The organism is Curtobacterium sp. NPDC092190, from assembly GCF_044755625.1.
In the GTDB taxonomy this organism is placed as follows: Bacteria; Actinomycetota; Actinomycetes; order Actinomycetales; family Microbacteriaceae; genus Curtobacterium.
In genome coordinates this window covers 203196-216533 of the sequence record NZ_JBIVRJ010000002.1, presented here as the reverse complement: position 1 = coordinate 216533, position 13338 = coordinate 203196, and the positions used below count along the sequence as shown (strand labels likewise).

Genomic DNA, 13338 nt, shown 5'->3' with positions numbered 1-13338 from the left:
CTGCCGTCAGGCGGCGGCGAGGACCGTCCGTCCGAGGCGCACGAAGTCGTCCGGCGACAGCGCCTCACCCCGAGCGGTCGGGTCGAGACCGGCCGCGGTCAGCAGCTCCGACGCACGGGCGCTGGACCCCAGGACCCCGGACAGGCTCTGCCGGAGCATCTTCCGGCGCTGCTGGAACGCCCCGTCGACGAGCTCGAAGACCTGCGCCCGCAGCGTCTCGTCCCCCGGGCGCTCACGACGGTCGAACCCGACGAGCACGCTGTCGACGTTCGGCACCGGCCAGAAGACCTGGCGGCTGATCTGCCCGGCGGTCGACCACGACCCGTACCAGGCGGCCTTGACGCTCGGCGCCCCGTAGACCTTGCTGCCCGGCCCGGCGGCGATGCGGTGACCGACCTCGGCCTGCACCATGACGAGCACCCGCTCGATGGTCGGGAAGGTCGCGAGCAGGTGCAGCAGCACGGGGACGGAGACGTTGTACGGCAGGTTCGCCACGACGTGCGTCGGGGCCTCGGGCAGTTCGTCGGCGGTCACCGCGAGCGCGTCCTGGTGCACGACCCGCAGGCGCGCGCCCGGCTGCATCGCCGCGACGGTCGCGGGCAGCTGGGCTGCGAGCCGACCGTCGATCTCCACCGCGGTGACGGACGCGCCGGTCTCGGTCAGCCCGAGGGTCAGGGAGCCGAGCCCCGGTCCGATCTCGAGCACGCGGGAGTCCGACGTGACCCGGCCGGCCGAGACGATGCGGCGCACGGTGTTGGCGTCGTGCACGAAGTTCTGGCCGAGCTTCTTCGTCGGGGTGACGTCGAGCTTGGCGGCGAGGTCCCGGATCTCCGCCGGGCCGAGCAGTGCGCCCACGACTACTGGTCCACCGTGACGGGCTCGGCGTCCCACGCACCGTAGACGAGCTCGGTCGTCGAGGCGATCTGCGCCGCGAGCATCGACGGGTCGGTACCGAGGGTCTCGGCCATCGACCGGAGCGTGAGCGGGATCAGGTACGGCGCGTTCGGCCGCCCGCGGTACGGCGTCGGCGTGAGGAACGGGGCGTCCGTCTCGATCATGACCAGGTGCCGCGGCGCGACCTGCAGGGCGTCTCGGAGCGACTGGGCGTTCTTGAACGTGACGGTTCCGGCGAAGGACATGTACCAGCCGCGCTCGGCGCAGAGCCGGGCGAGGTCGGGACCGCCGGAGAAGCAGTGGAAGACGGTCTTCTCGGGAGCGCCGACGCGGTCGAGCACCTCGACCACGGCCTCGTGCGCGTCACGGTCGTGGATCGTCAGCGCGAGGTCGTGCTCCTTCGCGATGCGGATGTGCTCCTCGAACGAGCGGACCTGTGCCGCGCGGCCGTCCTCGCCGGTGCGGAAGAAGTCGAGACCGGTCTCGCCGATCGCCCGGACGCGGGGCAGCGCCGCGAGCCGCTCGATGCCGGCGAGGTGCTCGTCGAGCAGCCCCTGCTCGTCGAGCACGGGCGCCTCGTTCGGGTGCAGCGCGACGGCGGCGAGCACACGGGGCTCACGCGCGGCGATCTGCGCCGACCACTCCGACGTCGCCAGGTCGGTGCCGACCTGCACGACGCCGCGGACCCCGACGCTCGACGCACGGTCGAGGTGCTCGCGGTAGTCGAGCGGACCGTCGCCGCCCTCACCGACGCCGTCGGCGATCTCCATGTGCGTGTGGTTGTCGTACACCGGCACCACGAGCGCCTGCGGCAGCGGTGGGTAGCTCAGGTCGCGCTTCGAGCCGCCGGACGCCCCCTCGCCACGCGCCCGGACGTGCGAGCCGTCCGCCGCGTCGGTCACGCTGCGCCCTGCTCGGGCTGCTGCTCGATGCGCGGGAACAGGCCGGACCCGAGCGGCACGACGGTTGCGGCGCCCTGCCACTCGTAGGCGCGGTCAACGCGCTGCTCGGTCACCGATCCGCCGGCACCGATCGACGCCCAGAGCTTCTCCGTCGCCTTCGGCATCACCGGGGACACGAGGACGTTCACGGTGCCGAGGCCGCGGAGCGCCGTCGCGAGGACGGTGCCGAGACGCTCGCGCGCCGACTCGTCCTTCGCCAGCGCCCAGGGCTCCTGCTCGGTGATGTACCCGTTCAGCGCGTCGACGAGCTCCCACACGGCGGCGATCGCCTCGTGCGGCGCGAAGGCCTCGACCGCGGCGTCCGCACGCTCGGTGACGGACACCGCGAGCGCGTCGATCGCCTCGTCCGACGGGGTCAGCTCGCCGCGCGACGGCACGGCACCGTCGAAGTACTTCTGCAGCATCGCGACGAGACGCGAGGCAAGGTTGCCGAAGCCGTTGGCGAGGTCGGCCGAGTACCGGGCGGAGATGTCCTCCCAGCTGAAGTTGCCGTCCTGCCCGAAGGTGATCGCGCGGAGGAAGTAGTAGCGGAAGGCATCCGAGCCGAAGGTGTCGGTGATCTCCGACGGCGCGATGCCGGTGAGCTTCGACTTCGACATCTTCTCGCCGCCGACGAGCAGCCAGCCGTGACCGAACACGCGCTCCGGCACGGGGAGGCCCGCCGCCATGAGCATGGCGGGCCAGATCACCGCGTGGAAGCGGGCGATGTCCTTGCCCACGACGTGCACGCTCGGCCAGAGGCGCTGGAACGCCTCGTCGTCGTCCGACCCGTAGCCGAGGGCGGTGACGTAGTTGAGCAGGGCGTCGAACCACACGTAGAGCACGTGGTCGTGGTCCCAGGGGATCGTGATGCCCCAGTCGAAGCTCGAGCGCGAGATCGACAGGTCGCGCAGGCCCTGCTTCACGAAGGAGACGATCTCGTTGCGGACGCTCTCGGGCTGGATGAACTGCGGGTTCGACTCGTACAGGTCGAGCAGGCGCTGCTCGAAGTCGCTCATGCGGAAGAAGTAGTTGCGCTCGGCGAGGACCTCGACGGGGATCGAGTGGATCGCGCAGACCTGCTGGCCCTCGTAGGGACCGGTGCCGGGCACGAGGTCGCTCGGCTGCTTGTACTCCTCGCACCCGACGCAGTAGAAGCCCTCGAACTCGCCGGCGTAGATGTAGCCGTCGTCGTACAGCTTCTGCAGGAACGCGGTCACGCCGCGCTCGTGCCGTTCGTCGGTCGTGCGGATGAAGTCGTCGTTCGCCACGTCGACCGTGTCGAGCAGCGGCTTCCACGCGTCGGTGACGAGCCGGTCGGCCCACTCCTTCGGGGACACGTCGTTCGCGCTGGCGGTCCGGAGGATCTTCTGGCCGTGCTCGTCGGTCCCCGTGAGCAGCCAGGCGTCGTCGCCCCGCTGCCGGTGCCACCGTGCCATGAAGTCCGCGGCGACCTCGGTGTAGGCGTGCCCGATGTGGGGCACGTCGTTCACGTAGAAGATCGGCGTGGTGATGCTGAACGAGGACCCGTCGGACATGCGGACCATCCTACGGGCGGGCCGGAGCCGCGTGACGCGCCCCGCGCGCCGCCTGTGGAGAACCGGACGGGAGGCGGGTGGCGGGCCCGCCCCGCGCCTCCAGACCGACTGTGGTCGGCCCTACCGCGCGGCGAGCGCGCCCTCGTACAGGTCGCGCTTCGACAGGCCGGTCGCGTCCGCGACCGCCGCGGCGGCCTCCTTCATGCGCGACCCGGCGGCGACCCGCTCGAGCACGAGCCGCACACCGTCCTCGATGCTCGTCACGTCGAGCGCGCCGGTCGAGCCCTCGACGACCACGCAGATCTCACCGCGCACCCCGTCGGCGGCCCAGGCGGCGAGCGCGGCGAGCGAGTCGCGGCGGACCTCCTCGTGCAGCTTCGTGAGCTCGCGGCACACGACCGCGCGGCGGTCGTCCCCGAACCCCGCGGCCATGTCGGCGAGCGTGTCGGCGAGCCGGTGCGGTGACTCGAAGAACACCATCGTCCGCTGCTCACCGGCCAGGGACGCGAAGAGACGACGGCGCTCCCCCGCCTTGCGGGTCGGGAAGCCCTCGAAGCTGAACCGGTCGGTCGGCAGGCCCGACACGGCGAGCGCCATGAGCACCGCGGACGGCCCGGGCAGGGCGGTGACGGTCACCCCGGCGGCCGCCGCGGCCTCCACGAGGGGGAAGCCCGGGTCGCTGATCGCGGGCATGCCCGCGTCGGTGAGGACCACCACGTCCTCGTCGCGGGCGAGCTCGACCACCTCGGCGGCCTTCGCGCGCTCGTTGTGCTCGTGGAGGGCGATCAGGCGCGGGCGGTTCTCGATGCCGAGCGCACGCATCAGGTGGATCGCGGTCCGGGTGTCCTCGGCGGCCACCACGCTCGCGTTCGAGAGGGTCTCGACGAGACGACGAGACGCGTCGCCGAGGTTGCCGATGGGCGTTGCTGCGAGGACGATCACCTCCCCATTCTGGTGCCAGGTCCGCCGTGGCGGCGATCCGTAGGATGCAGGCGATGACCAGCGAGCTGACCGACGACCGCACCGCCCTCGTCGACGGACCGGCCGGCTCCCGCCTCGACGACTGGTGGGGTCGGGTCCTCTCGACGTCGCGGCGGGTCGCCGTGTGGCGCTGGACGGGTCCGATCGCGGTGACGCTGCTGGCGGCCGTGCTCCGTCTGGTGGGACTCGGACACCCGCACTCGCTCGTGTTCGACGAGACGTACTACGTCAAGGACGGCTGGTCGATCGTGCACCTCGGCTACGAGGGCACCTGGCCGGCGAACTCCTCCGACGACGGCGCCCCGACGACCGACCAGCGCTTCGCGGACGGCGAGACCGACCTGTACTCGAGGGCGGCGGAGTTCATCGCGCACCCGCCGCTCGGGAAGTACCTGATCGGCCTCGGGATGCTGCTGTTCGGCGCCGACAGCTCGTTCGGGTGGCGGTTCACGGTCGCCGTGCTCGGCACCGCGACCGTGTTCCTGACCGCGGTCATCGCCCGCTCGCTGTTCCGCTCGACCGCGATCGGGACGCTCGCCGGCTTCCTGCTCGCGATCGACGGGCAGGCGATCGTGCTGTCGCGCGTGACGCTGCTCGACGGCATCCTGACGTTCTTCGTCGTGCTCGGCGCGGGTGCGCTGCTGCTCGACCGGAGGTGGACGCAGCGGCGGCTCGACGACTGGGTCCACCGCCGCGTGGACGGCGGCGGCGACACGCTCTGGGGGCCGGTGCTGGTCCGGCGGCCGTGGCTCGTCGCGATGGGCGTCGCCCTCGGTCTGGCGTCCGCGACGAAGTGGTCCGGCCTCTACTTCCTGGCGTTCTTCGCCCTGTACTCCGTGCTGAGCGACATGGTGATGCGCCGCCGGGCGGGCGTGACGTTCTGGTCCTCGAGCGCCTTCCTGCAGCAGGCGCCGGTGACGTTCCTGCTCACCGTGCCGGTCGCTGCCGTGACCTACCTGGCGTCGTGGACGGGGTGGTTCCGGACCTCCGGTGGGTGGGACCGGAACTGGATCGCCTCCGGCGGCGAGCGGTGGACGGGACTGCTCGCGTGGGTGCCGGACCCGTTCCAGAACTGGTGGCACTACCAGTCGGAGATCTACGGCTTCAACATCGGCCTGCACACCCCGCACTCGTACCAGGCGAACCCGCTGCTGTGGCTCGTCATGCAGCGCCCCACGTCGATGTACTACGTCGGGACGAACCACGGGCAGGAAGGCTGCTGGGCGGACCGCTGCGGCGAGGCGATCACCGGCATCGCGAACCCGTTCGTCTGGTACGCCTCGGTGATCGCGGCGGTCGCGCTGCTCGTGCTCTTCGTGCTGCGGCGCCGGTGGGAGTACGGCTTCGTGCTCATCGGTGTCGCGGGCGGGTACCTGCCCTGGCTGCTGTACACCGACCGCACGGTGTTCCAGTTCTACACGGTGGCGTTCGAGCCGTTCCTCGTCATCGCCCTGGCTGCGGCGATCGGACTCGTCGCCGGATCTCGGACCGACCCGCGGCCGCGGCGGACCCGGGCGTTGGTCTGGATCGGCGTGTACCTCGGTGTCGTCGTGCTCGCGTCGGTGTACTGGTACCCGATGTGGACCGGCTTGCAGATGCCGTGGGACTTCGTCCGGTCGCACTACTGGTTGCCGAGCTGGCTGTAGCGGTGCTGCCGAGCTGGCTGGAGCGGTGCTGCCGAGCTGGCTGGAGCGGTCCGGCCCTGGGGACGCGACCGCGCGGGACGCCGGTGGCGGCCGACCCGCTGTCGGCACGGAGGCGCGGTGCCCGACGGCCACGTGCCTCCCGTCCGGCGGGTGTCGCGTCCGGCGACCGTCAGGGCTGGCCGTGCAGGGCGCGCTCGATGGCGGCGCGGTCGAGCGGGGCACCGACCATGGGGTCGGTGGTGCCGCCGGGCAGCACGCCCTCGAGCACGACCTCGGCGTAGCGGCGCCAGGCGTCGGGGTCGTGAGCGCGTGTGGCGTCCGCGACGGCGCCGACCATCGTCGTGAGCATCGGCAGGTCGGCGTAGCTGAACCCGGCCCGCACCACCCCGGACGCCGCCGCTCGCTCGATGATGGTCGCGACCTGGCGCTCGAGCCGGTCCCGCTCGTGCACGATCGACGGCCGCGCCTTCCCCGCGCGGACGATGGCGTCCGCCAGGGCACGGTCGCGCGCGCGGAACTCGAACACGCCCGTCAGGTAGACGCGGAGGGCCTCGCGCGGATCGGTCTCCTGCGCGGCTCGGGCGGCGGCGGCGTTCATCGCCTCGAACTTGGTGGCGAGCAACGCCTCGATCAGGGCGTCCTTGTCGGCGAACCGGCGGTAGACGGTGCCGACGCCGACCCCGGCCTCGTGCGCGATGTCGTTCAACGTGACCGACAGGCCCCGCTCGGCGAAGCACCGGCGCGCGGTCTGCAGGATCAGCTCGCGGTTGCGCGCGGCGTCGGCGCGCAGAGGGCGCTCGAGGTCGTGCGCGGTGTCGGTGGTGCTCACGACGTCGACGGTAGTTGACGATTCTGGGAACAAACGGATGCGGTGGCTCCGTTTCGGTCTACACTCGACACAAACGGATGCACCACATCCGGTTCCACCTCCTCGCGAAGCGCTCGACGGCGCGTGCTCCGCCACCTCCACCCTTCTCCGAAGGAGGCTGCCGTGACGGCAGAACAGACCGTGCCGACCCCGACCGGGTCGGCACCGACGACGACCGGCCGTGCTGCCGGCACCACGACCGGCTCCGGCTCCGGCTCCGACAGGCCGAACCACCGCTGGATCGCACTGGCGGTCATCGCCCTCGCCCAGCTCATGGTCGTGCTCGACGCGACCATCGTGAACATCGCCCTCCCCTCGGCGCAGGCCGATCTCGGCTTCGGCACCGACCAGCGGCAGTGGATCGTCACCGCGTACTCGCTCGCGTTCGGCTCCCTGCTCCTGCTCGGCGGTCGCCTCGGTGACCTGTTCGGCCGGAAGACCACCTTCATCGTCGGCCTGGTCGGGTTCGCCCTGGCCTCGGTGCTCGGTGGTCTCGCCGACTCGTTCGGCCTGCTCGTCGCCGCCCGCGCACTGCAGGGCGTCTTCGGTGCCCTGCTCGCCCCCTCGGCGCTCGGCATGCTCACCACGACCTTCCGCGATCCGAAGGAACGCGGCCGGGCGTTCGGCATCTTCGGGTCCATCGCCGGCTCGGGTGCGGCGATCGGCCTGCTGCTCGGCGGCGTGCTCACCGAGTACGCGTCCTGGCGCTGGTGCCTCTACGTGAACGTCGTGTTCGCGGTCCTCGGGGTCATCGGTGCGCTCGTGTTCATGGCGAAGCCGCCGAAGGTCGAGCGTCCGCGCATCGACGTGGCCGGTGTGCTGACGATCACCGCGGGCCTGGTCGGCATCGTCTACGGCTTCTCGAACGCCGAGTCGAACGGTTGGGACGCCCCGCTCACCATCGTCATGCTCGCCGCGGGCGTCCTGCTCGTCGCCGCGTTCGTGGTCATCGAGACCCGCGTCGCGCACCCGCTCCTGCCGCTGCGCGTCGTCCTCGACCGCGACCGCGGCGGTGCCTTCATCGCGATCGGCCTCGTGGCGATCGGCATGTTCGGCATCTTCCTGTTCCTGACGTACTACCTCGAGCAGACCCTCGGCTTCAGTTCGCTGCAGACCGGTCTGGCGTTCCTGCCGATGCCGCTGTCGATCATGGTGTCGGCGACGCAGATCGGCGGGCGGCTGCTCCCCCGCGTCGGCCCGAAGGTCCTGATCTTCGCGGGCGGACTCGTCGCGGCGACCGGGCTCCTGCTGCTGCTCCGCACCGACGTCGACAGCACCTACGCGGGCACCGTCCTGCCGGCGCTGATCGTCATCGGTCTCGGCATGGGCACGATCTTCTCGTCCGCGATGAACACCGCGACGACCGGTGTCGCACGGGCGGACGCCGGCGTGGCCTCGGCGACGGTCAACACCATGCAGCAGATCGGCGGCTCGATCGGCACCGCCCTGCTCTCGACGATCTTCGCCGACGTCGTGAAGGACAGCCTGTCGGGCCTCTCGGCAGCACCGACGAAGCTGCAGCAGGCCCAGGCGGTGATCGACGGGTACCACGTCGCCTTCGGCATCTCGGCCGGGGTGCTCGTGCTCGTCGCCCTCGCAGGCGGGCTGCTCATCAACCGGCAGTCGGTGCGACTCGCGAAGCTCGAGCGCGCGGCGTCCGCGACCACGGGCAGCATCCCGGCAGCGGCGCACTAGCCGCCCCGCTCCCGCTACCCGAGCCGCTCCGCTCCGCGCCCGGTCCGCCCTGCCCTGCTCTGCCCCCGCTCTGCGACATCCCACGCGTCGATCGACGCGTGGGATGTCGTGTCCCCGGGGCCGGCCGAAGGAACGACCGACCCCGGCCGTTCCGGTGCGCACGGATTCGGCACACCCCGTGGTCCGGACAGCGGCGTTGCGCACTGTGTCGGTCCTCCTGCGGCACATCAGTGGCCCCGGTTACCCTGAGCGCCATGGCCCCCGTCCTGACCTCGCCGCTCGTGTCGACGCAGTGGCTCGCCGACCACATCGGTGCCGACGATCTCGTCGTCCTCGATGCCTCGGTGCACACCACCGGGGTCGGCACGGCGATGCACTGGCAGGCCGCCCGCGACGCGTACGAGCAGCACGGGCACGTACCGGGCGCCCGGTACGCCGACCTGGTCGACGACTTCTCGACGCCCGACGCGGACGTGCCCTTCACCCGCCCGACGGCGGAGCGTTTCGAGTCCGCCGCGAGTGGACTGGGCGTGACCAACGGCTCGACCGTGGTGGTCTACGACGACAGCGTCGGTGAGTGGGCGGCACGGCTCTGGTGGATCTTCCGGGCGTTCGGCTTCGACGACGTCGCGGTGCTCGACGGTGGGTTCACCAAGTGGCGGGACGAGGGACGACCCGTCCGCGTCGGACCGCTCCGTGGCAGCACCCGGTCGCCGTCCGCCGAGCCGTTCCTGGCCGGCGAGGAACGTCCCGTGTGGGCCGACCACGACCGTGTCCTGCGCGCCGTCCGCGGCGAGGAGCCCGCGGCGGTCGTCCTGGCGGCTCCCCCGTCGGCGCTGGGATCCGACCACCCCGGCGTGGTCCCCGGCAGCACGGCGATCACCACGGACGACGTGGTCGACCCCGACACCAACACCCTCCGCCGCGGCCCGGCACTCGCCGAGGTGTTCGCGCCGGTGCTCGACGCCGACGAGATCGTGACGTACTGCGGCGTCGGCAGCGCGGCCTGCGTCGACGCGCTCGCCCTGACGGTGCTCGGGCACGACCAGGTGAAGGTCTACGACGGCTCGCTCGCCGAGTGGTGGCGCCTCGAGCCGGAGCTGCTCGCGTCCTGACGCCACAACGTCGGCCACGCCGACCGCGCTGGCCGGGCCGACCGGGCTGGCCGGGCTGGCCGGGCGTCCGGGCCGTCCCCGCGGCACTAGCGTTGGCGCATGAGCACCAGACGCGCGGTCGTCCTCGGCGGTACCGGCGGGATCGGGTCGGCGGTGGTCCGAGACCTCCTCGACGTCTCCGGCCGCGGTGGCGACGACTGGCAGATCGACGTCGTGGCACGACACGGCGGTCCCGCAGCCGATGCGCTGACGGCGGCCGGCGCCTCCTTCGTGGCCGGTGACCGCCGCGACACGAGCGTGCTCCGCGAACTCCTGCGTCCCGGCGCCGACCTGCTCGTCGACACCGTGGGCGCGACCCGTGACGACGCCCTGCAGCTGCGACCGTTCCTCGACGACGTCGGCTCGACGGTGTTCGTGTCCTCGAAGGCGGTCTACGTCGACGACCGAGGGCGCCACGCGAACTCGGTCGGACGGCCGGTGTTCGGCGGCGCGGTCACGGAGCTCCAGCCGACCGTCGTCGCGGGCGACGGCGACCCGACCTCGCGCGAGGGCTACGGCGCCGCGAAGGTCGCCGCCGAACAGGTCCTGCTCGACCACGGCGCTCCCGTCACCGTGCTGCGCCCCTCGAAGGTGTACGGCGTCGGGATCGGCCGCCCCCGGGAGTGGTTCGTGGTGCGTCGCGCGCTCGACGGCCGGGAGCGGATCCTGCTCGCGGACCACGGACGCGGGGTCGACCACACGACGGCGGCGAGCGGGATCGCTTCGCTCGTGCGCCTCGTCGCCGACGCTCCGGACCGCCGGATCCTCAACGTGGCCGACGAGACCGCGCCCGACGTGCTGGAGATCGTGCGGACCGTGGCCGGGCTCGTCGACCACCGCTTCGACGAGGTCCTGCTCGACGAGGACGCCCCCGCCTTCGTCGGGACGACCCCGTGGAGCTCGCCGTCGCCGTTCGTCCTCGACACGACGGCGGCACGGGCGCTCGGCTGGCAGCCCCCGCGGTACGCCGAGGCGGTGCGGCCCGAGGTCGACTGGCTGCTCGAGACCGCGCACGCCGTGCCGGCCGGCGGCGACGTCCCCTGGGCGGAGGACCCGTTCTGGGAGCGGATGTTCGACTACGGCCCGGAGGACGCCGCCCTCGTGCTGCTCTCGCTCGGCAGGGGCTGAGCCGGTGCCCCGCTCGGAGGTCCTGTTCGTCGGCGGGCGTTCGGGCGTCGGCAAGTCGACCGCGGCCGAGGCGCTCCACGACCTGCTGGTGGCTGCCGACGTCCCGCATGCGGTCATCGAGGGCGACCTCCTGGACCTCGCGCACCCGGCTCCGCACGTGGCGCACCCCGCCGTCCGGCTCGCCGAGCGGAACCTGCGCGCGATGTGGGCGGCGTACCGCGAGCTCGGGCACCACCGGCTCGTCTTCACGAACACCGTGTCCGTGCTCGAGCACGAGCGGCTCGCCGCCGCGATGGGCGACGACCCGGTCGTCACCGCGGTCCTGCTCCGCGCCTCCGACGCCACCACCGCCGGTCGTCTGGCCCGGCGGGCGGGCGGCACGGTCCCGCATGCGCAGCTCGCCCACAGCACGGCGACGGCCGGGACGCTCGACTCGGCCGTCGCGGACACGGTCGCCCGGGTGGACACCGACGGCAGGTCTCCGCTCGAGATCGCACGACGGCTCGCGTCGCTCACGGGCTGGCTGCCCGGCTGACCGCCGGCCCGGGAACGGTGTCCCGGACTCCACGGCCCGCGCCTGTGGACGAGCACGACCTGTCCACCGGCCGCCGGATCGTCAGCACCGTCCAGCGCCCGCGGGGCAGGCTGGACGCATGAACGACAACCGGCTCGGAACGTCCGTCAGCCCGTACCTCCGTCTGCACGCCGACAACCCGGTGGACTGGCGGGAGTGGGGACCCGACGCGTTCGCCGAGGCACGGGAGCGCGACGTCCCGGTGCTCGTCTCGGTCGGGTACGCCACGTGCCACTGGTGTCACGTCATGGCGCGCGAGAGCTTCTCCGACCCCGAGATCGGCGAGCTGCTCCGTCGCGACTTCGTCGCCGTCAAGGTCGACCGAGAAGAGCGTCCCGACGTGGACGCCAGCCTCATGGCCTCCGCGAGCGCCTTCACGCAGCAGCTCGGGTGGCCGCTGACCGCGTTCACGACGCCCGAGGGGCGGGTGTTCTTCGCGGGGACCTACTACCCGCCGACCCCGGTCGGCCAGGTCGGGTCGTTCCGCCAGGTCCTCACGGCGGTGCTCGATGCCTGGACCCAGCGGCGGCACGAGGTGGACGCGAACGCGAGCGCGATCGCCGCGGCGATCGCGCAGGGGGCGCAGGCGGACGCCACCGCCCAGGGTGGCGAGCCGTCCGACGCAGACACGCCGCGCCTCCCGTCCGTCGACGCGATCCGCTCCGTGACCGCGCAGCTCGTCTCGGCGGAGGACACCACGTACGGCGGCTTCGGCGGTGCACCGAAGTTCCCGAGCGCGCCGCTCCTCGAGTTCCTCTCCGACGTCGCGGCCGACGGTGACGCCGCCGCACGCGGGTTGCTCGAGCGGAGCCTCCGGGCGATCCGGACGACCGAGCTGACGGACGCCGACGGCGGCGTGTTCCGGTACGCGACCAAGCGCGACTGGAGCGTGCCGCACTACGAACGGATGCTCTACGACAACGCGGGGCTGCTCGCGGTCGCCGGGGCCGAGCAGGCACGGGGCATCGCCGACTTCCTGCGCGACACGCTGCAACGGCCCGACGGCGCCTTCGTCGCGGCGCAGGACAGCGAGTCGACCATCGACGGGCGACGCGTCGAGGGCGACTGGTACCGGCTGCCACTCGACGAGCGCGGACAGTTCGACCCACCGCCCCTCGACGACCAGGTGCTGACGGGGTGGAACGGCCTCGCGATCCGCGGGCTCGCGCGTGCTGCGGCCCGGAGCGGTGACGACGAGTGCACCGCCCTCGCGCAGGGTGCCGCCGACGCGATCCTGGCCGCCCACGTGCGCGACGGACACGTGGTGGTCCGGTCGAGCACCGCCCACGGCACGTCTGCGGCGCCTCCCACGATCGAGGATGTCGGACTGCTCGCCGAGGGGCTGCTCGAGCTCGCGCTGCTCACCGGCGAGGTCCGGTACGCCGAGACGGCACGCGCGCTCGTCGACGACGGCCTCGCCGGTCGCTTCGAGGCTGATCCGGTCCTGCGGGCAGCCGGCACGACGACGGGTGAGCAGCCGCAGACGGCACTGCGGTCCGGCACCGTCGCACTGGCGGCGACCGCGGCGACACTGGCCGCACTCACCGGTGACCGGGCACTCCGGGACGCCGCGACGCGGCTCGTCGCCGACCGTGCACGCACCGGTACCGAGCGGCCGCTCGGCCACGCCGACGCCCTCGGGGTCGCGCTCGCCCTGCAGCGTCCCTCGCGTGAGGTCGTCGTCGTGTCCGGCCGCGACGACCCGATGCGGTGGACCGGCCTCGCCGCCCGCCGGCCGGGCACCGTGGTCGCGACCGTGACCCCGGACCAGGCGCGGGCGTGGGCCGCCGCCGGGTTCTCGCTGTTCGCCGGGCGGGACAGCGCAGCACCAGCCGCCTACGTCTGCCACGACCACGTCTGTGCGTTGCCGGCCCGGAGCGACGCCGCGCTCGCCGAGCAGCTCCGCTGACGACAGCCGC

General features: G+C 72.6%; 11 protein-coding genes. 6 read left to right on the top strand and 5 right to left on the bottom strand.

Annotated elements, in window-relative coordinates; translation table 11 throughout:
- Window positions 1-6: 6 nt before the first annotated feature.
- From rsmA to rsmI, 4 genes are all read right to left on the bottom strand, one after another.
- Window positions 7-855, bottom strand: coding sequence for a 16S rRNA (adenine(1518)-N(6)/adenine(1519)-N(6))-dimethyltransferase RsmA (gene rsmA / locus ACIQFY_RS05190; protein WP_400338592.1), 849 nt, complete (start codon window positions 853-855; stop codon window positions 7-9).
- Between the two features lie 2 nt (window positions 856-857).
- Window positions 858-1796, bottom strand: a complete 939-nt coding sequence (locus ACIQFY_RS05185) for a TatD family hydrolase (RefSeq protein WP_066655919.1) — start codon at window positions 1794-1796, stop codon at window positions 858-860.
- The gene (metG, locus tag ACIQFY_RS05180; protein ID WP_251154467.1) at window positions 1793-3373 is read right to left on the bottom strand and encodes a methionine--tRNA ligase; all 1581 of its coding nucleotides are present in this window, start codon (window positions 3371-3373) and stop codon (window positions 1793-1795) included. The genes ACIQFY_RS05185 and metG overlap by 4 nt, the downstream gene beginning before the upstream one ends.
- 120 nt (window positions 3374-3493) lie before the next feature.
- A complete protein-coding gene (gene rsmI, locus ACIQFY_RS05175; protein ID WP_326496908.1) occupies window positions 3494-4315 on the bottom strand; it encodes a 16S rRNA (cytidine(1402)-2'-O)-methyltransferase in 822 nt (273 codons plus the stop codon).
- Between the two features lie 53 nt (window positions 4316-4368).
- On the opposite strand from rsmI, the gene ACIQFY_RS05170 reads away from it, so the two are divergent.
- Window positions 4369-6000, top strand: coding sequence for a dolichyl-phosphate-mannose--protein mannosyltransferase (locus ACIQFY_RS05170; protein ID WP_400338589.1), 1632 nt, complete (start codon window positions 4369-4371; stop codon window positions 5998-6000).
- Between the two features lie 169 nt (window positions 6001-6169).
- Here ACIQFY_RS05170 and ACIQFY_RS05165 read toward each other — a convergent pair whose 3' ends face one another.
- Window positions 6170-6829 (bottom strand): TetR/AcrR family transcriptional regulator, encoded by a 660-nt coding sequence (locus tag ACIQFY_RS05165; protein ID WP_271826667.1) that lies wholly within the window; start codon window positions 6827-6829, stop codon window positions 6170-6172.
- Window positions 6830-6991: 162 nt separating this feature from the next.
- On the opposite strand from ACIQFY_RS05165, the gene ACIQFY_RS05160 reads away from it, so the two are divergent.
- From ACIQFY_RS05160 to ACIQFY_RS05140, 5 genes are all read left to right on the top strand, one after another.
- The gene (locus ACIQFY_RS05160; RefSeq protein ID WP_066655925.1) at window positions 6992-8563 is read left to right on the top strand and encodes an MFS transporter; all 1572 of its coding nucleotides are present in this window, start codon (window positions 6992-6994) and stop codon (window positions 8561-8563) included.
- 254 nt (window positions 8564-8817) lie between these two features.
- Window positions 8818-9678 (top strand): sulfurtransferase, encoded by an 861-nt coding sequence (locus tag ACIQFY_RS05155; RefSeq protein ID WP_400338587.1) that lies wholly within the window; start codon window positions 8818-8820, stop codon window positions 9676-9678.
- Window positions 9679-9777: 99 nt separating this feature from the next.
- The gene (locus tag ACIQFY_RS05150) at window positions 9778-10845 is read left to right on the top strand and encodes an NAD(P)-dependent oxidoreductase (RefSeq protein ID WP_066655929.1); all 1068 of its coding nucleotides are present in this window, start codon (window positions 9778-9780) and stop codon (window positions 10843-10845) included.
- Between the two features lie 4 nt (window positions 10846-10849).
- Complete coding sequence (locus ACIQFY_RS05145) at window positions 10850-11380, top strand: ATPase (RefSeq protein WP_400338585.1); 531 nt, start codon at window positions 10850-10852, stop codon at window positions 11378-11380.
- A gap of 118 nt (window positions 11381-11498) precedes the next feature.
- The gene (locus ACIQFY_RS05140) at window positions 11499-13328 is read left to right on the top strand and encodes a thioredoxin domain-containing protein (protein ID WP_400338583.1); all 1830 of its coding nucleotides are present in this window, start codon (window positions 11499-11501) and stop codon (window positions 13326-13328) included.
- The last annotated feature ends 10 nt before the right edge of the window (window positions 13329-13338 follow it).